The 19,083-nt window shown below is 54.3% G+C and carries 19 protein-coding genes; 13 read left to right on the forward strand and 6 right to left on the reverse strand.

The annotated features are described in order from the left end of the window. Positions 1-8: 8 nt before the first annotated feature. The 13 genes from ugpC (FHW17_RS20985) (at position 9) to FHW17_RS21045 (ending at position 12,122) form a co-directional block, all read left to right on the forward strand. The gene (ugpC, locus tag FHW17_RS20985) at positions 9-1,085 is read left to right on the forward strand and encodes a sn-glycerol-3-phosphate ABC transporter ATP-binding protein UgpC (RefSeq protein ID WP_182510739.1); all 1,077 of its coding nucleotides are present in this window, start codon (positions 9-11) and stop codon (positions 1,083-1,085) included. Between the two features lie 35 nt (positions 1,086-1,120). Next, positions 1,121-2,278 (forward strand): fumarylacetoacetate hydrolase family protein, encoded by a 1,158-nt coding sequence (locus FHW17_RS20990; RefSeq protein ID WP_112522348.1) that lies wholly within the window; start codon positions 1,121-1,123, stop codon positions 2,276-2,278. A 188-nt stretch (positions 2,279-2,466) separates the two neighbouring features. Next, positions 2,467-3,810 carry an extracellular solute-binding protein gene (locus tag FHW17_RS20995; protein WP_112522349.1) on the forward strand — a complete coding sequence of 448 codons (1,344 nt, stop codon included), beginning with the start codon at positions 2,467-2,469 and terminating at the stop codon, positions 3,808-3,810. A 79-nt stretch (positions 3,811-3,889) separates the two neighbouring features. Continuing rightward, positions 3,890-4,786: a sugar ABC transporter permease gene (locus FHW17_RS21000; RefSeq protein ID WP_182510740.1), complete on the forward strand. Its 897-nt coding sequence runs from the start codon at positions 3,890-3,892 to the stop codon at positions 4,784-4,786. Between the two features lie 10 nt (positions 4,787-4,796). Continuing rightward, entirely contained in the window at positions 4,797-5,684 is an 888-nt protein-coding gene (locus tag FHW17_RS21005; RefSeq protein ID WP_112522351.1) for an ABC transporter permease subunit, read from the forward strand. Between the two features lie 11 nt (positions 5,685-5,695). Further along, the gene (ugpC, locus tag FHW17_RS21010; RefSeq protein WP_112522352.1) at positions 5,696-6,817 is read left to right on the forward strand and encodes a sn-glycerol-3-phosphate ABC transporter ATP-binding protein UgpC; all 1,122 of its coding nucleotides are present in this window, start codon (positions 5,696-5,698) and stop codon (positions 6,815-6,817) included. Positions 6,818-6,838: 21 nt separating this feature from the next. Beyond that, positions 6,839-7,759, forward strand: coding sequence for a sugar phosphate isomerase/epimerase (locus tag FHW17_RS21015; protein WP_182510741.1), 921 nt, complete (start codon positions 6,839-6,841; stop codon positions 7,757-7,759). Between the two features lie 110 nt (positions 7,760-7,869). Further along, positions 7,870-8,208 carry a cupin domain-containing protein gene (locus FHW17_RS21020; RefSeq protein WP_112522354.1) on the forward strand — a complete coding sequence of 113 codons (339 nt, stop codon included), beginning with the start codon at positions 7,870-7,872 and terminating at the stop codon, positions 8,206-8,208. Between the two features lie 91 nt (positions 8,209-8,299). Continuing rightward, on the forward strand, positions 8,300-8,968 hold the full coding sequence (locus FHW17_RS21025; RefSeq protein WP_112522355.1) for an amino acid ABC transporter permease: 669 nt from the start codon (positions 8,300-8,302) through the stop codon (positions 8,966-8,968). Continuing rightward, the gene (locus FHW17_RS21030) at positions 8,968-9,639 is read left to right on the forward strand and encodes an amino acid ABC transporter permease (RefSeq protein WP_182510742.1); all 672 of its coding nucleotides are present in this window, start codon (positions 8,968-8,970) and stop codon (positions 9,637-9,639) included. Before FHW17_RS21025 ends, FHW17_RS21030 begins: the two co-directional genes overlap by 1 nt. Position 9,640: 1 nt before the next feature. Continuing rightward, positions 9,641-10,375, forward strand: coding sequence for an amino acid ABC transporter ATP-binding protein (locus tag FHW17_RS21035; protein ID WP_182510743.1), 735 nt, complete (start codon positions 9,641-9,643; stop codon positions 10,373-10,375). Positions 10,376-10,377: 2 nt separating this feature from the next. Continuing rightward, a complete protein-coding gene (locus tag FHW17_RS21040; RefSeq protein ID WP_182510744.1) occupies positions 10,378-11,304 on the forward strand; it encodes an isoaspartyl peptidase/L-asparaginase in 927 nt (308 codons plus the stop codon). A gap of 20 nt (positions 11,305-11,324) precedes the next feature. After that, positions 11,325-12,122 carry a transporter substrate-binding domain-containing protein gene (locus tag FHW17_RS21045; RefSeq protein ID WP_182510745.1) on the forward strand — a complete coding sequence of 266 codons (798 nt, stop codon included), beginning with the start codon at positions 11,325-11,327 and terminating at the stop codon, positions 12,120-12,122. A 44-nt stretch (positions 12,123-12,166) separates the two neighbouring features. Here FHW17_RS21045 and FHW17_RS21050 read toward each other — a convergent pair whose 3' ends face one another. From FHW17_RS21050 to FHW17_RS21075, 6 genes are all read right to left on the reverse strand, one after another. Further along, complete coding sequence (locus tag FHW17_RS21050; protein ID WP_112522360.1) at positions 12,167-13,165, reverse strand: LacI family DNA-binding transcriptional regulator; 999 nt, start codon at positions 13,163-13,165, stop codon at positions 12,167-12,169. 180 nt (positions 13,166-13,345) lie between these two features. Next, a complete protein-coding gene (locus tag FHW17_RS21055) occupies positions 13,346-14,119 on the reverse strand; it encodes a TIM barrel protein (RefSeq protein WP_182510746.1) in 774 nt (257 codons plus the stop codon). 43 nt (positions 14,120-14,162) lie between these two features. Next, a complete protein-coding gene (locus FHW17_RS21060) occupies positions 14,163-16,169 on the reverse strand; it encodes an aldo/keto reductase (RefSeq protein WP_182510747.1) in 2,007 nt (668 codons plus the stop codon). Between the two features lie 62 nt (positions 16,170-16,231). Further along, complete coding sequence (gene ugpC / locus FHW17_RS21065) at positions 16,232-17,320, reverse strand: sn-glycerol-3-phosphate ABC transporter ATP-binding protein UgpC (protein WP_182510748.1); 1,089 nt, start codon at positions 17,318-17,320, stop codon at positions 16,232-16,234. Between the two features lie 11 nt (positions 17,321-17,331). After that, positions 17,332-18,168: a carbohydrate ABC transporter permease gene (locus FHW17_RS21070; RefSeq protein WP_112522364.1), complete on the reverse strand. Its 837-nt coding sequence runs from the start codon at positions 18,166-18,168 to the stop codon at positions 17,332-17,334. After that, positions 18,165-19,025: a sugar ABC transporter permease gene (locus tag FHW17_RS21075; RefSeq protein WP_112522365.1), complete on the reverse strand. Its 861-nt coding sequence runs from the start codon at positions 19,023-19,025 to the stop codon at positions 18,165-18,167. The genes FHW17_RS21070 and FHW17_RS21075 overlap by 4 nt, the downstream gene beginning before the upstream one ends. Between the last annotated feature and the right edge of the window lie 58 nt (positions 19,026-19,083).

Below are 19,083 nucleotides of genomic sequence, written 5' to 3' on the forward strand. Positions count from 1 at the left end.
AGAACGTGATGGCTTCGGTCTCGATCAAGGATGTCACCAAGAAATATGGTACTGTCAATGTAATGCACGGTGTCTCCGTCGATATTGAAGATGGCGAATTCGTTATTCTCGTTGGACCCTCGGGCTGCGGAAAATCGACGTTGCTGCGCATGATCGCAGGGCTTGAAGAGATCACCACAGGCGAGATTGCGATTGGCAGTCGCGTGGTCAACGATCTGCCCGCCAAGGAACGCGACATTGCCATGGTATTCCAGAATTATGCGCTCTATCCGCATATGACTGTTGCCGACAATATGGGCTTCGCGCTCATGCTCAAGAATGCGCCGAAGCAGGAAAAGGAAAGCAGGGTTGGCCGGGCGGCGGAAATCCTTGGTCTTGAAAAACTGCTCGACCGGTTTCCCCGGCAATTGTCAGGCGGTCAGCGGCAGCGTGTTGCCATGGGCCGTGCCATTGTCCGCGATCCGCAGGTCTTCCTGTTTGATGAGCCACTTTCCAATCTTGATGCCAAACTGCGGGTGCAGATGCGCAGCGAAATCAAGGGACTGCACCAGCGGCTCGGGACGACTATTGTCTACGTGACCCACGATCAGATCGAAGCCATGACCATGGCGGACAAGATCGTTGTGATGAAGGATGGTCTGGTTGAACAGATCGGTACGCCGCTCGACCTCTATGACTATCCGGCCAATCTGTTTGTTGCCGGGTTTATCGGATCACCGTCGATGAATTTCATCCGGGGCAGTCTGGCCGGAGCAAGCCAATTTCAAACGGTGGAGGGGATCAAGCTGCCTGTACCGCAAACGATTCAGTCGGCAGGATCGAGTGAAGTGATCTATGGCGTACGTCCCGAACACATAAAAATTGCGGAAGGTGGCATTCCCGTCGACGTCAGTGTTGTCGAACCAACTGGATCGGAAATCATGGTGGTCGGCAAATTGGGCGATCAGGAGATCATGTGCCTCTTCCGCGAGCGGCTCTCGATAAAATCAGGCGACAGAATTCATATAGGGATTGATCCTGCTCACAGCCATCTGTTTGATGGCGCGAGTGGAAAGCGTCTCGCCAGTAAAACTGCCACGCATTGATCACCATAATACCAAGACTTCCAGGAGCATTGCCCGTGACCACATCGACAGAGACTTTCAAGACCGGAACATTTGCTGGCCGTGTCTGGCGCCCTGATGTGCAGGGTCCCTCAATCGTTGTGATCCGGGACGGAGTTCTGTTCGATATTACATCCAAGGAGGTTGCAACCATGCGCGATCTTCTGGAACTGGATGACCCGGCTGCTTATGCGAAAGCACAGGGTGGTGCAAAACTGGGATCGCTGGACGAGATTTTCGGGGCATCTGTTGAAAGTGAGGGGGATGCATCGCGGCTTCGGCTGCTCGCGCCCTGCGATCTTCAGGCAGTGAAAGCCTGCGGTGTCACTTTTGCCCGCTCCATGATCGAACGCGTTATTGAGGAAAAGGCGGCGGGCAATCCCACGCTTGCGCTCAAGATTCGCGAACGCGTGATGCCGATCATTGGCGATAGTTTGAGGGACCTCAAAGCCGGTTCGCCGGAGGCTGCCAAAGTCAAGGCTGCCTTGATAGAGGAGGGTGTCTGGTCGCAATATCTGGAAGTCGGTATCGGCCCGGATGCGGAAGTGTTTTCCAAAGCGCAGGTGCTCTCATCGGTCGGCTGGGGCGCGGCGGTTGGCCTGCATCCCATATCGAGCTGGAACAATCCGGAGCCGGAGATCGTCCTTGCCGTCAACAGCAAGGGTAAGGTGAAGGGTGCAACACTTGGCAATGATGTGAATCTGCGCGATGTCGAAGGTCGTTCTGCCCTGCTGCTTGGCAAGGCCAAGGACAACAATGCCTCATCCTCCATTGGCCCATTCATCCGGCTTTTTGACGAGACCTATTCCATAGATGATGTACGCAATGCCGATCTTGATCTCATGGTTGAGGGCAAGGATGGTTATGTCCTCAGGGGCAGCAGCACCATGCGGGAGATCAGCCGCGATCCATTGGATCTGGTTGCGCAAACCACCGGTCGCCATCATCAGTATCCCGATGGGTTCATGCTGTTCATGGGAACGCTCTTTGCACCGGTTGAAGACCGTGACACACCGGGGCAGGGGTTCACCCATAAGATCGGCGATGTCGTGACCATATCGAACCCGCAATTGGGTGCGCTTACCAATACGGTGCGGTTGTCAACCGAATGTCCCGAATGGACCTTTGGCACGTCGGCGCTTATGCGCAATCTTGCGGCGCGTGGCTTGCTGTAGCCAGCGACTTCTCGCCCGCCATTCAATCTGGCCCACACGGCCAGGCTGAACAATTGTCATAATAGTTTCGTCTAAGTTCGATCAAACTTTCACACAGCCCGTTCAGAGTTGAATGCGAGCGAGGCAGCTGGAATTGTCCAGAACTGCCCCGAGATCATTTTCTCAATTGCCGTATTCAGGGGGCTTTAATGCAGGGTTTTGGTGCGAAAATAGGGTTGGCCGCAGGGCTGTTGGTCGCTGGCTTTAGCGCGACGCCGGCGATGGCCGAAAAGGTCAAGTTTGAATTCTGGTATGGCCTTAGTGGTGATCTCGGCGAACGCGTGCAGGACGCCTGCAAGAAGTTCAATGACTCGCAGGCCAATTTTGAAATCGTCTGCACCAGCCAGAATGGCTATCCTGAAACCGTCCAGAATGCCATTGCCGCCTACCGCGCCAAGAAGCACCCAGCTGTCGTGCAGGTATTCGATGGCGGCACGTTGGACCTGATGCTGTCAGGCGCTTTCGTCCCAGCCAAGAAGCTGATGGAAGACAATGGCTACAAGATCGACTGGAGCAATTATTTTCCGGGCATCGCCAATTATTACGCCACTGCAAAGGGCGAGTTGAACTCATTCCCGTTCAATTCCTCCACTGCAATGTTCTATTACAATGTTGACGCCTTCACCAAAGCAGGCATCCAGAATGCGCCGGAAACGTGGGAAGATGTTGAAGCGGCTGCACGCAAGTTGAAGGCTGCCGGTTATGCTTGTCCGCTTGGCTTCAGCTTTGACAGCTGGGCGACCGTCGAACAGTTTTCTGCCATTCACAACCAGCCTATTGCCACCAAGAACAATGGGTACGACGGGCTTGATACAGAGCTTATGCTGAACAAGACCAAGCTGGTCGACCATCTGACATTCTTCAAGAAGATGACCGATGAAGGTCTGTTTGTGGTCAAGACAAAGCAGCTCGGCATGGATGTTGTTCCGGCCTTCACATCCGAAACCTGCCAGATGATCCAGTCCTCGATTGCCGATCACGGCACAATCGGCAAGACGATCAAGCAGGGTGCAAAGTGGGACGTCACCATGCTTCCGGTCTGGAAGGGCACAGCCCGCCAGAACTCAATGGTTGGCGGCGCATCGCTTTGGGTTCTGAACAACCGTCCGGAAGCTGAATATAAGGGCGCTGCCGCGTTCCTGAACTTCATCGCCCAGCCTGACATGGTTGAATGGTGGTCGACAGTGACAGGCTATATTCCTGTTACCAAGACAGGTTTTGAAGCCATGAAAGCCAAGGGCTTTTATGACCAGCCAGCCTTTAAGGGCCGTGAAAAGGCGATTGCCAGCCTGACATTCACGCCAACATCAGCCAATACCCGTGGCATCCGTCTTGGTGGCTTCCCGCAGATCCGCAAGGAAATCTCCGATGCAATGGAAGGCATCTTCTTTGGCAAGCTGACTGTTCAGGCTGGTCTCGACCAGGCAGTTGAGCGTGGCAATGTCATTCTGCGCCGTTTTGAAAAGACCTATGCCGGTAAAGCACTGAACTAATTACAGGCTTTCAAATGGTCCGGAGCATCGCTGCACCGGGCCATTTCATTTTCGCCCATAGGCAGAATTGATTAATCTCATGAACAAGCGCGCTGTTTTCAAAAGCTGGTGGTTGCCCCTCCTTTTTGCCTTGCCGCAACTCCTGCTCATTTTGTTCTTTTTTTACTGGCCGGCCATATCGGTTTTCAACTGGGCATTTACGCTGGAACCCGCCTTTGGTGGTGCTGGCGAACGTCTCTTTGTTGGCCTCGACAATTTCCGCGATGTTTTTGCCGATAGTGAATATTGGCGTTCCGTTTCACTCAGCCTGTTCTTTGCATTCACCGCAACCGGGTTGTCGATGCTGATTGCCTTTGTTCTGGCGATCTGCGTTGACCGCCAGTTGAAGGGATCGGGTCTTTTTCGCTTTTTCTACATCTGGCCCTATGCAATTGCCGCGCCCGCCGTGGGTTTGGCTTTCCGCTTCATCTTTGCGCCGGAAAGCGGGCTGATTGCAGTGGTGAATACGTGGTCGCCCGATCTTTGGAATCCCGCTAAATATGGCAGCCACGCGATGATCCTCATCATCATCTGTTTTGCGTGGAAATGGATCGGCTACAATTTCATTTTCATGACCGCCGGGTTGCAATCCATACCGCGCAGTCTGCTCGAAGCCTCGTCCATGGATGGCTCAGGACCGCTTCGCCGCGCGCTTGATATCCAGATTCCGCTGCTGGCCCCGACCCTGTTCTTTCTTCTCGTCCTTAATCTGACCGAGAGTTTCGTTGGCCCCGATACGTTCGGTATTGTCGATTTGACCACGGAAGGCGGGCCGAACAAGGCGACTGACGTCATGGTCTACCGCATCGTCAGCGAGGCCTTTCGCGGCCTGAACTATTCCGGTGCGGCGGCGCAGAGCCTCGTCCTCATCGCGCTCATCATGGTGTTTACGTTCATCCAGTTCCGCTTTGTCGAGCGGCGCGTGCATTACAAGTAGGACTACGGCGATGATCGAACGCACCCCCATACTCAACGCCATCACCTACCTCATCATGATATTGGGATTGGTCCTTATTCTTGGGCCATTCTGGATGATCTTCACGGCCGCGACGCAGTCCCTGCAAGAGGTCACGGCTGTGCCGTTCAACATGACACCCGGCGGTGACTTTCTCAAAAATGTTCACGCCGCATGGGATCGTGCCAATCTCGGTCCGGCATTGCTCAACAGTCTCATTACATCCCTGCTCGTCATGACAGGCAAAATAGCTTTGGCAGCGTTGAGTGCCTTTGCCATCGTGTATTTCAAGAGCCCGCTGCGTCACGTCTTCTTCTGGATGGTTTTCATGACGCTGATGCTGCCGCTCGAAGTGCGCGTGATCCCCACCTACAACATCGCTGCTGATGTGTTTGAACCGGTTCGCTGGATCATCCAGACTGTCACCGGCATTGAACTGTCGTTGCAGTGGAATCTCCTGAACTCCTATTCCGGTCTGGTCCTTCCGCTGATTGCAACAGCGACAGGCACATTCCTTTACCGGCAATTCTACATGACGCTTCCCGATGAACTGGCGGAAGCCGCCAAGATGGATGGTGCGCGGCCTCTGCGCTTCTTCATCGATATTCTGCTGCCACTCTCGCGCACCAATATGCTGGCATTGGCAACGATCATGTTCGTCTATGCGTGGAACCAGTATCTCTGGCCCAAGCTGATGACCACTGATGTCAGCTACCAGACGGCCATGGTTGCCATGCGTGCGCTTGTACCATCCGTCAACGCCTTGCCCGAATGGAATGTCTCCATGGCAGGCGCTCTTATTATCATGCTGCCGCCCCTTATCGTCGTCGCCGTCCTGCAACGCTGGTTTGTTCGTGGTCTGGTCTCGACAGAGAAATAAAGGAAAAAGCAATGGCCGAAATTGGCATCAAAGAAGTGCGCAAGACCTATGGAAGCACGCCGATTCTGCACGGCGTTGATCTGAACTTCAAATCCGGTGAATTCGTTGTCATTCTCGGGCCATCCGGTTGCGGCAAGTCCACGCTGCTGCGCATGATTGCTGGTCTTGAAGAGATTACCTCGGGCGAGATTTCGATCGATGGCAAAGTGGTCAATAATCTTGAGCCGAGAGATCGCGGCTGTTCGATGGTTTTCCAGAATTATGCGCTCTACCCGCATATGAATGTTGCTGCCAATATCGGCTATGCGTTGAAGGTTGCTGGCGTTCCGCGTGCCGAACGCGACCGGCGCATTGCGGAAACAGCCAAGATTGTCGGCCTTGAAGAACTGCTTGATCGCAAACCGGCGCAGCTGTCAGGTGGCCAGCGCCAGCGCGTTGCCATGGGGCGCGCCATCATTCGCGAGCCGAAAGTATTCCTGTTCGACGAACCATTGTCCAATCTTGATGCAAAACTGCGTGTCCAGATGCGGGTGGAAATCCGACGGCTGCACAAGCGGCTTTCGGCGACATCAGTCTTTGTCACGCACGATCAGGTAGAGGCCATGACGCTTGCCGACAAACTGATCGTCATGAACAAGGGCCATGTGGAACAGGTCGGCACACCGCTTGAAATTTATCATCGGCCACGCACGCGCTTTGTCGGAACGTTTATCGGTTCGCCTGCCATGAACTTCTTCGACACGATAATTGCACCGAGTGGTGATCATGTACTGCTTGATGGTATCAAGCAGGCGATTGATCCGGTTCTGGGTGGTAAGAATGTGGGTGCCGCTGTTTCTGTCGGTATCCGTCCTGAACATTGCCGTCTCGTTCCGGCTGGTACAGTCAACAGCGTTCCCGCAAATGTCGATTTTGTTGAAGAGCTTGGCTCCGGCCGTATCGTGCATGTCGAAATTGACGGAATGAGCTTTGCGGTCTCTGTTGAGGAAGACCAATTCTTCGAGCAGGGCGCGGTTGCAGGCCTGCAATTGCCCTCTGAACATATTCATCTGTTTTCGTTGGAAAGCGGTTTGCGTCTTGATGACGCCGCGATCACAATACGCCAACCCGCAGCGAAAACGGTAGCCGCTTAACCCGTCTTGAAAGGACCAGACATGAGCTTGGACTCAACCATTTCTGCCGTTGGCTTTTGCACCTACACCGGTAACGGTAATTTTGACACGCTTGAGAAAGCTTTGCGCACGATCGCTGATCTGGGCGCCAATGCTGCCGAACTGTCGCTTTATGGCGAAGAGATCATTTCCGGTGGCCGGATTATTCCGGGTCGCGCCGAACGCCTGACTGAAATTACAAGCAAGTTTGATCTACGTTACAGCGTGCATGGCCAGATCGTGTCCAACTTCATGGACCGCGAGCATCTGGAATACCAGAAGGCCGTTGTTCGCGCGATGCTGGAACTCTGCAACCGCGTTGAAGCTGGAATCCTCGTGCATCATAGTGGCAATGCCAAAATGCCAGCCCAGTCGCGGATCGCCGATCTCGACAAGATGGAGCGTGATACGCTTGCGGAAATGGCTGAGATCGCCAAGGGATATGGTGTACGGATCGCACTCGAAAACATCTTTGCTGTCACCGATGCAGAATATCGCCAGACGCCCGCACAGGTTGGTGAGACGGTGCGGTCAATCGGCAGCGCCAATGTCTGCGGCCTGATTGATTTCAGCCATGCCTATATTGAAAGTACACGACTTGGTCTTGACTGGCGCGACCAGATCAAAGCCATGGCGCCTGTTACGGGTCATCTGCATGTGCATGACAGCTTTGGCCGCCCCTACAGCATGACCAAGTTCTATCACCCAGCCGAAGCAACGGCACTTGGCATCGGCGATCTGCATCTGCCGATTGGGTGGGGTGACATTCCGTGGGAAGAAATCTTTGAAGAGCTGACCTTCTTGCCGGATACGATGCTGATTATGGAAATCACCGGAGAACGGTCTGCAAACGAACAGGCCGAGTGCCTCGAACGCGCTTTGAAACTGGCCGAGATCGCCAATAGCCGCCGTCTGGCAGCATAATAACAGTGGCGCGGTCGATATGCTTGACCGCGCCGCTTCCCTCCGTTCACAATGTCGACTAAACCGAGATACGACTTTTGGTCGATGTGTTGATGTTGGGAACTATGCGAATGGCTGACGATATTCTGTTTGTTTCAAAAGACGCTTCTGAATGGACGAAGACTGAGCCCGGTGTCAGCCGCCGGATTATGGCCTACCTGCCCGAAATGATGCTGGTTGAAGTGCAGTTTGAAAAGGACGCCGTTGGGTCGCTCCATTCCCATCCGCATATTCAGGCGAGTTATGTTGCCGAAGGACGCTTTGAAGTCACCATTGACGGCGTCAGCCAGGTGCTGGAGCAGGGCGGTAGCTTCATTGTTCCATCCAATCTTATTCATGGGGTCAAGGCGCTCGAAAAGGGACGGCTGATCGACAGCTTCTCACCACACCGCGCCGAGTTTCTCTCCTAACAATCAATCCTTCTACGAGCGTATACCCGCTTGACAGCTTTCTCTTGATGGGCAAAAATGAAACCGGTTTCACTTTGCGCTGGACTAATGTTTGACCTTTGATCTGACCATACTGGCTCCGCATATTCCTTTTCTGCTGAAAGGTGCGGTTCTGACGGCCGAAGCCTGCGTTCTGGCGCTGGCTGGCAGCCTGTGCATTGGTATGATCGTTGCAGCGCTCGTTACATCAGCTTCGCCGATCCTTTCCCGTATCGCCTATATCTATGTGGATCTGTTCCGGAACATACCGTTTATCGTCCAGCTGTTCTTTTTCTTCTATGGCCTGCCGGAAATAGGCATTTATCTTGATGCTTTTGCCACCGGCGTCATTGCCCTCTCCATAGCGGGCGGTGCTTTTACGTCGGATGTGATCCGTTCGGGCATTCTTTCGATTGATACGGGCATTCTGGAAGCCGCCGAGGTTAGCGGGCTTTCAAAACCGACCATCTTCCGCAAGATCGTGATGCCGATTGCCTTGAGGACATCAGTACGTCCGCTTGGCTCGGTCTTCATCAACCTTATCCTGACATCGTCGATCCTTTCGACCATCACACTCAATGAATTGACGGGTTCAGCAAAGATTGTCGCCTCGGATACATTCCGGCCTTTCGAGATCTATGCGGTGCTACTCGTCGCCTATGCCAGCCTGACCTATCTGGTTTCGCTCGCCATCGGCGCATTGCATCGCTATCTCAATCGTGATCAGAGCGGGGTCGCGTGATGCGTTATACATCGTTCACCTCCTACGACATTGTTCTGCTGGTGCAGGGCCTCGGAGTTTCCCTCGCGCTCTTTCTGGCGACGACAATCATCGGTCTTTTGCTTGGTTCTCTCTGGGCGGTTATCCGGTTTTATCGTGTGCCTGTACTCACACAGATCGTGACGGTATTCGCCGAGCTTTTGAAAAACTCACCGGTTCTGGTTCAGCTGTTTCTCGTGTTCTTTGGGTTGCCGGCTTTCGCCAAAATGAACGTTACCCCAGTTGAGGCTGCCGTCATCACGCTCTCCGGCAATACCGCCGCTTTTGTCTATGTCATTGCAGTGTCTGCCATTGAGTCCATTGGCCGTGACCAGATCGAGGCTGCCCGTGTTTTTGGTCTGTCACGCTGGCAGGTGCTTCGTCACATTATCGCACCGCAGGCTATGGCCTTTGCCATTGGGCCGCTGACTGGCCTTCTGGTCAACCAGTTGCAGGTGACATCGTTGATATCGGTGATCGGTGTGGTCGACCTGACAAAGATCGGCAACATCCTCAATCTGCGTACGCTCAAGCCCTTCATTGTCTGGGCAATTGTCGGCGCACTTTACTACGTCATGGCCAAGCTCGTCGCCTATGGCGGCGCAACACTGGAAAAGCGGCTGAGGGCGCATACCGCATGGAAAGGTCTGTGAAATGATCAGCGTGAGAGGCGTGCGCAAAGCTTTCGGCGCTGCAACCGTACTCGATGGAATAGACCTCGATGTCCATGGCGGTGAGGTCGTGTCCATCCTCGGTTCCAGCGGCTCGGGCAAATCGACCCTGATCCGTTGCATGAACGGTCTGGAAAAGCTTGATGGCGGCCGCATCACTATTGATGATTTTGATGTGTCCCGCCCGAAGGAACTGACCGAAGCGCGCAAGCGGTCTGCTACTGTCTTCCAGCTTTTCAATCTTTATCCGCACATGACAGCCGTTCAGAACATCGCGCTGGCTCCGGTTGAGGTGTTGAAAATCCCGCGCAAACAGGCGGAAGCGGACGCACGCGCGCTGTTGGAATCCGTGGGTCTGAGCGCGCGGGCTGACGCGTTTCCGTCGCAATTGTCCGGCGGTCAACGGCAGCGCGTTGGTATCTGCCGGGCCCTTGCCATGAAGCCGCGCTATCTGCTGCTCGACGAAATCACCAGCGCGCTTGATCCGGAGATGACATCGGACGTCCTGGCCATTCTTGCCAAACTCGCGCGTGACGGAACGACCATGGTTTTCGTGACCCACGAAATCGAGTTTGCCCGAACGATCTCATCGCGGGTTGTTTTTCTCGATAAAGGGCAACTTGTCGTTGATCTGCCAACAGCTGAGTTCTTTGCCGCCGATGGCGGTATGGCCAAGCCGCGTATCGCCCAGTTCCTCTCCAAAATGCGTAAAGACTGACAATGATCCTGATAGCAAATACGGAAGCCTGGCCGGGTTTCGCCAAGAGTATCGAACTCCTCAAGCAGCAGGCGCATGGCATCGACGCCATGGTGGCTGGTATCAGCGAGGTGGAGCGCGAAGTGAAGGTTCGCAGTGTCGGCTATGGTGGCTGGCCGAATATGCTTGGGCGTATGGAATTTGACGCTGGCGTGATGGATGGCACGACGCGGGATGTTGGAGCCGTCGGCGCCGTTCCCGATACACTCCCCGTAGCGGCATTGGCCCACGAGGTGATGAAACGTTTACCGCATGTGATGCTGACGGGCGACGGCGCCCGCCGCTTTGCCACGGAAATCGGGTTTCCCGTTGATGAAACGTTATATGAAGAGAGTCAGCGCGTCTGGTGGGAGCGGCTTCAAAAGGAATTGACGCCGGAAGAACTGACCGCTTTTCCCGATATCCCTTTGGCCCCTCTCAGCCGTACAATTACCGATCCGGAGCGGGTGCGCGATACGACGGTGTTTCTGTCAAAAGATTCTGCAAATGGTATTCATGCGGTAACTTCCACCTCAGGTTGGGCGTGGAAATATCCGGGGCGTTTGGGCGACTCGCCTATAGCAGGGGCGGGGTTCTATGCGGATAGCCGTTATGGCGCGGCCGCTTGCACGCATACTGGGGAAATGACAATCCGCTGTGGTACCGCACGCAGTATCGTGCTTGCCATGCGTTTCGGCCATTCATTACGCGAAGCCGTCGATATGGCGATGGAGGATCTCGCGCAATTGACCACCGGATTTCTGGCTGGTGTGGTCATTCATGCGATTGACGCCAAGGGCAATCATGAAGTGGCCAGTTTCCGTTGCCACGAAGAAATCAAATACTGGTTCTGGGAAGCAGGAATGAATGCAGCCGAGCACCGGCTAGCAAGACAATTTGAGATGCAATAAACAACATAAAGGGGAAATTCATGAGAGTACAAATCGGAAAATTGGCAGCACTGGCGCTGACCGCCGCACTTGCCTTTACAGGCGCAGCCCAAGCCGGGAAGATTGACGACATTCGCGCTGCCGGAACAGTCCGTATTGGTGTTTCGCTTGGCGGCGAGCCCATCGGTTTCCGCGACGACAAGAACAATCCCGTTGGCTATGACGTTGATGTGGCAACGATGCTGGCGGCCAAGCTCGGTGTTCCCGTTGAATTTACTGATGTCTCCGGTGATGCGCGCGTTTCCATGCTCGTTTCCGGACAGCTCGATATTGTGGTTGCCAATACATCGGCAACGCTTGAGCGCGCTAAGACTGTCAATTTCTCGATCCCTTACAACCGTGCTGGCCTGCGGGTTATCGTGCAAAAGGATGCTGGTATTACCAAGCTCGAAGATCTGGCTGGCAAGAAAGTGGTTGTCGGTCGCGGTACGACAGGCGAGAGCTTTTTGAAGAAGAGTGTGCCAACGGCTGAGCTTGTCTACACCGACAATTTCTCACCAGATGGCGTACTGCTCTTGCAGCAGAAGCGCGTTGATGCGGCTATCGAAGATTCATCCTTGCTCGATTATCTCGCCACCAAGAATGATGGCCTTGTCACCTTGCCGGGCCTCTATTCCAACGATCCGATTGGCATTGCAGTTGCCAAAGGTGATCCGGAATTCGTCCGCTGGCTGGATATGTTCGTCTCAGACTATATTCAGTCAGGCGCTTATGATGCGAATTACAAGAAGTGGTGGGGCGAAAAGTCCAATCCACCGGCACTAACGCCGCTTTGGTAATTTGATTGATAAGGCCGGGTATATCCCGGCCTTTTCTCTTCCGGTCAGGAACTGGACCGCGAAACGAAATAGGTTGGTACCTGTATCAGTTTCTCTCCTGAACTGAACAAGGCAGGTTCCTTTAAGAACTTCAGTATTTCGTTGATATAGGCAGTTTTGTCATAGCCTATCGAGGAGATGGGATAGGCCTCATATTCGGTCAGGGTTACGTCATCGAAACCATAAAGCCGAAACAATTCAGATTTGTTGGCCGGGAAGTCTCGTCGATGGATATCGAGGATGCCCATGGCCATGGCATCGGATGTGCAGAAAACGGCGTCGGCTGCTTGCCAGTTGGTTGATGATGCGACCTGACGTCCACTTTGATAGGAATAGTCGCCCGGCAGTTCTGCAACCAGCTTAATTTCTTGGCGCATCAGCTCCGATTTATAGATTGCAATGCGGGCTTGTTCGACAGGGGAGGCAGAGCGACCGGTAACAAGGATTGCACTGCGCACGCCTTTGACAGCAGCATCCACTACCGCCGCGGCAATACCGATCTGCTCATCGGGTATAATGGCGGGTGAGCTTGCATCACGCATTCCATTCAGCATCAGAACGCTGTCATTGCGGAACATTTTTCGCACAGTCTCTGCATCGGCGAAGTCTGAAAATACAAGGGCTGCGTCCACATGATAGGCAATGCCATTGCGTAGGAATTCGTCTATGCGCTCGGCTGAGCCAACACGAACAAAAATCACCTGCTTGCCGATGGACTGAATCTGGCTGATCAAAAGATCGAAGAGGTCAAGATCGGAAAGATCGTGGATGTGATTGACGATAACAGCAACAAGATTGACTGTTTTGGTGGTCAAGCTTCGTGCGAGAAGGTTGGGTTTGAAGCCAAGTTTCGCCGCGGCTGCCAGCACCCGTTCCCGTTTGTCCGCAGACACTGGCCGCGGTTCAGTCGAGAGTGCCCGCGATGCGATAGCGCGGGAAACACCGGCGAGTTCCGCGACGTCTGCGATGGTCGGCAGGGTGTGGCGTTTGCGGGGCTCGGTCATGGATATCGGCATCCTTCATGTCTGATCCGCTATCCCGCCTTGTTGCACATGAATGATTGCGACGTACTGACGTGAAGTGCGGATCATGTCCTGCTTACCTGCTTAACTATTGACACTTCAATAGCAAAACGCCGTTCTAGGGCCCTTCTGGCAGAACGATTCTATTTAAGCCGGAAGGCTTTAGCGTGAGCCGAGCGACCGGAATGTTGTCTCAAGACTGGATTTGGTGCCAGCCGTTGGTCTGTATTCCAGTCCGATAAAGCCGTCATAGCCATTATCGAACAACCAGTTCAGAGATTTTGACAATTCCAGTGTCCCGCTACCCGGTTCGTTGCGGCCGGGATGGTCGGCAACGTGAACATGCGCAACACGATCAATCCGTCCGTTGAGCACTTTTGCGGTCTCTTCCCCCATCACGAGGGAATGATAGATATCGTAGACAATCCGGATTTCTGGCCTGTTCACTTCATCGATAATATCAAGACCTTCAACCGTTGAGTGAAGGAAATAGCCCTTGTGGTCGATCAGGGTGTTGAGCGGCTCAAGCCCCAGCACGACGCCTGTTCCCGCAAGCACATCGGCGGCCTGCGTCATGCAATCGACCAAAGCCTGATGCTGCTCGGCGCGGGTGTGGCCGGGAAGATCGTCCCCGGCCTGCGCGATGAGCACCTTGGCACCCAGCCGATTTGCCATATGAGCGCTGGCCCGCAGGCCTATCAGAAAGGCGTCATGGTTGGCAGGATCAGTCAGTGGAATCATCGGTTCCGCAACGAGGCTGGACAATGCGAGCTTTGTTTCAGCCAACGCTTTTTCGACAGCAGGAATGTCCTTTTCGGTCCATTTCCAGAACTCGACCGCACCCAGACCGGCCTCCTTGGCCAAGCGGATACGGTTGGCGAAATCAGGCGACTCTTCAGCAAACAACCACTCGATACATGCCGAATACTTCATCACTACATCCTCGCCAAACCAGTATCCCTGCTTGCCACATCCAAGCCTAGCCTTCCAGCCATTTCACCTGATCTGGCGTAAGATTGATGTTGAGTGCCGAGAGGCTGTCCTCAAGCTCACTAAGTGTGCGTGGTCCGATCAGCGGAATGACGGGAGAGGGTTGGGCCAGCACATAGGCCAGAGCTATGTGAATGGGATTGCGGCCAAGTTTCCCTGCAAGCTCGATCGCCCGGTCACGACGTCCGAAATTCTTCTCTGAATACCAGACCCGTACCAATTCTTCATCATCCCGCTTGTCGCGACCGGCGCGATCCGTGAAGAAGCCGCGGCCCTGACTGGACCATGCGAAGTTGGGCATTTGCTTTTTATTGAGCCATGTTTTCCATGCATCGTCAGAGGCGGCAACGCAACCCGCCCAGATTGGGTCCAGCATCTCAGCCAGTGAGAAATTATTCGATAGGGCGCCGGGCTTTGTCTTGCCGTTCTTTTCGGCGTAAGCAATGGCCTCGTCCATCCGCTCCCGTGTCCAGTTTGATCCGCCAAATGGACCGCGAATGCGACCAGCTTTGACTTCAGCATCCATTGCGTCAACGAATTCACCCACGGGGATGTCAGGATTATCACGATGCATGAAATAGACGTCGACATAATCGGTTTTCAAGCGCTCCAGCGATCGTGAGAGCTGCTTGGCGATGACGTCAGGGTAGCAAAGCGGTGAGTGGACCCCCTTGCCAATCAGGACCACATCCTCACGCGGAACATTACGGCTTGTATGCCAATCACCGAATATCTCTTCGGTTTTCCCGTTTGCATAGATATAGGCCGTGTCGAACAGATTGCCGCCCGCCTCGTAATAGGCATCGAGTGTCAGGGAAGCAGCAGCGAAGTTTGGAAAGAATTCAAAGCCGAGCGCGACGGATGAAGCGTGCTTTGCAAGACCGGGGATCGCCCGCTTTGGTACGTTCTTGCCCGGCACTGGCTTGGCGCCGGAAATCGTCGTCGTCCGCTTTGCGGCGGTCTCGATGCTGTATTCAAGCCCTATCGCGGCACGCCACTGATCCAGCACCCGCAAATTGCCGATAGAGTCAGCCCAGCTCATGCCAGGCGCGGCAAATTCCTGCCGCTTCTGATGGATGGCTTCGCCTGCTGCGTCCACTTCGAAGGAATAGAGCCAACGGCTCTCCTCAAATTCGATTGTTTCTTGCGGTTTGTTGTGCCGGTGAATCTCGATCTTGCCGACGCCGCCCTGTTGTCCCGATGCGTACCAGAAATCCTTGACCTCGATACGGCCTGTTGAGCCGATGATGCGCAGGGTATTATCCTGATCTGCCATGATTGAGCAGGATACTTCAGCAATAATTCCGTTCGGAAATTTCAACAGAGCAGACGCCCATTGATCAACGCCGGTTTCGCCGAGATGACCAACGCCCGATACGAATTCAGGATCAAGGAACGGCTTGCCTTCAACACTGCCTGCGATCAATCGTGTCATCGATACGGGATAGCAGCCGACATCGAGGATACCGCCGCCTGCCGTCTCATTGGCAAACAGGCGGTGTTCGGGTTTGACGCTGCCCATGTTAAAGCCGAAGCTTGACCTGATAATACGCACATCGCCGATGGTTCCGCTTTTGACCAGTTCGATGAGCTTGATGGTTTGCGGGTGAACGCGATACATGAATGCTTCACCTGCGAAGACGCCTGATTTGCGGGCTTCGTGGAAGATCGCATCGGCATCGTAAGCACTAAGGGCAATCGGCTTTTCCACCAGCACATGTTTTCCCGCGCGAATGGCCTTGATTGCCCACTCGGCATGTCCGGTATGGGGCGTTGAGACATAAATGGCGTCAATCTCAGGGTCAGTAAGCAGGGCGTCATAGCCGTTGACAATGCGCGCGCCGGGAAAATGATGTGCCAGTTCCGGCTTATCCGGATTGCGCGAAGCAATGGCGACGAGCTTGCCTGTCGTGGAATGGGCAACGCCGTCAGCAAAGGTGCGGGCAATTGTGCCGGGGCCGATAATGCCCCAACGGATCGATGGTGTGTCAGTCATGCTATGTCCTCTTTGGATTGATTGCGGCCACCGGGAACGTGGCCATAAGGTCGAAGGTCGGTTTATCGAAGTCTGTTTCCTGCATTGTCGAACAACAGGGCATGGCTGGATTTGATGGCGACGGTCAGTGTGTCAGTCTTGAGTTCCGTGCGGGATTCTTCACGTTCGATGATCAGCTGTTCGCCGCCCGCAACATTGGCGTAGATGTAACTGGTGTTACCGAGGTGTTCGGCAACATCCACTGTGATTGTAAGGTCTGCATCACCGTGGCCTGCTTTGGCGAAATGCTCTGGACGCACGCCCAGCGTGACCCGTTCGCCAAGAGCAGGCGGCGTGTTTTTTATGGGCAGGGTGAGTTGGACCTTGCCCTGATTCAAGAGCGCAATGGTGACGCTTGCGCGATCTGCAGCAACAACCTCTGTACTCATGAAGTTCATCTTGGGAGAGCCGACAAAACCGGCAACAAACTGGTTGGCTGGATTGTCATAGAGATCAAGCGGTGCGCCGATCTGTTCGATATTGCCGCCTCGAAGCACCACGATCTTGTCAGCGAGGGTCATGGCTTCTGTCTGGTCATGGGTGACATAAATCATGGTTGTACCCAGCTCCTTGTGCAGCCGGGAAATCTCGACGCGCATCTGGACCCGCAGTTCCGCATCAAGATTGGAAAGAGGTTCGTCAAACAGGAAAACCTGCGGCTCGCGCACGATGGCGCGGCCGATGGCAACGCGCTGACGCTGCCCGCCCGAAAGTTGTTTCGGACGGCGCCGCATGAGTTCCTTGATCTGCAGAATATCCGCCACGCGCTGAACCCGGCGATCCGTATCGGCTTTCGGATTGCCGGTCATGCGCAGGCCGAATGCCAGATTTTCTTCGACAGTCATGTGCGGATAAAGAGCATAGGACTGGAACACCATGGCGATGCCTCGATCGGCCGGCTCGACGTCATTGACGAGTTTATCGCCAATGTGAATTTCGCCGTCGGTTATGTGTTCAAGTCCGGCAATCATCCGGAGCAGAGTGGATTTGCCACAACCGGATGGGCCGACAAAAACCACGAATTCTCCATCTGCCACATCAAGGCTGGCGTTGCGGATGATCTCGTAGGAGCCGAAGCGTTTGATGACATTCTTGAGTGAAAGTTCAGCCATGCGGCGGTTCCCTATTTGATTGCGCCAGCAGCGATGCCGGCGATGAAGTGACGCTGCAACAGAATGAAAATGACGAGGATGGGTGCGGTGAGCATCACAGCACCTGCCATGATCCCACCCCACGATACCTTTGTGAGACCGATCAATGTTCCCAGCGCAACGGGAGCGGTCAGCATGCCGGGCCGTGAATTGATCAGCAGTGGCCAGAGGTAGTTGTTCCAGGAAGCGAGAAAGAGAATGATTGCCAACGCCGCCATGGTTGGCCGTGCAAGCGGCAGGGCAATACGCAAGAATATCTGCCATTCCTTGACGCCTTCGACCCGTGCTGCATCAAAGAGTTCGGTGGGCATCATCGAAAACGCCTGCCGCATGAACAGAACGCCAAGCGAATTAAAGAGCGGCGGTACGATGAGCGCAATCCATGTGTTGGCCATCTTGAACTCACGCGCCACCATGATGAATTGCGGGATCACCACAACAAAATAGGGAAGGGTAATTGTGCCGAGGATAATCGCGACGACGAGCGACTTACCGATGAAATGGTAACGCGCCAGCGCCCAGCCAGCCATTGAGGTGAGGAGAACCGACAGGATGGTGTAAACAATCGCAACGCTGATCGAAATCATCAATGCCCGGATGAAATCCGTGTCCGCCTGCAGGTTGCTTAGGTTCTCGAAAAAATGGGTTGATGGCATGAGTTCGATCTGCGGGCTGAAAATGCCGTAATCCGGCATGGTCGCGAAGACGAACATCATCCACAGCGGAAACAGCCAGATAATCGCCAATGGGATCAGAACGGCGTGCAGGGACAGCGACCGGATGAGCGTTGATCGTGATTGGGAACTCATTTCTCGTCCCTCCCGACCCAGAGATTGAGCAGTGAAATCAGGATTGCCAGTGCCGCCATGGTGTAGGCGATGGCTGAGGCGTAACCGAAGTTGAGCGAGGTAAAGCCTTGCCGGTACAGGAACAGACCAAGAGTTTCCGTTCCGCCGCCGGGTCCGCCACGATTGGTAATCAGAAATGGCTCGGTGAAAAGCTGCATCGACCCGATGATCGACAGGATCACACAGAAAAGAATAATCGGTTTGAGAAGCGGCAACGTGATGTAGATGAATTGCCTGATTTTGCTGACGCGATCCAGCGTTGCCGCCTCGTAAACATCACCGGGAATGGATTGAAGGCCGGCCAGAATGATGATTGCGTTATATCCAGCCCATCGCCAGGTCACGGCAATGATCAGCAGCGCCATGGCTGCCGGAGCTTCGGCAAACCACGATATCGATGCCACGCCAATGCTGTTCAGCAACTTGTTGATGATGCCGAAATCAAGATTGAACATGAGGCGAAACACGGCAGCATAGGCAACCTCGCCAACCACGACAGGTGCAAAAAATGCAAAGCGGAAAAGGCCGCGCGCTTTCAAAAGCGGGGAATTGAGCAGCACAGCCATAACTGTCGCCAGCGTGATCATCACCGGAACCTGAATAATCAGGATGATCATGGTATTCTTCAGCGCATTGTAGAATGCCGGGTCGTTAAAGAGTCGGCCCCAATTGGCGCCGAAGCTGAAAACCCACGGGTTCACGCGGGTATTCTGGAACGACATCAGAAACGAGCTGATGATCGGCCATATCCAGAACGCCGCGAAGATCAGAAGGTAGGGGGCGAGAAACCCATAGGCGGCCCGGTTGCGCAGTTGCATCAATTATCCTCCACGACGATCAAGCCAGTCAGGTCTTCCACCTGAATGCCGGATATGC

Origin of the sequence: Phyllobacterium sp. P30BS-XVII, assembly GCF_014138335.1 — a bacterium.
Lineage (GTDB): Bacteria > Pseudomonadota > Alphaproteobacteria > Rhizobiales > Rhizobiaceae > Phyllobacterium > Phyllobacterium meliloti.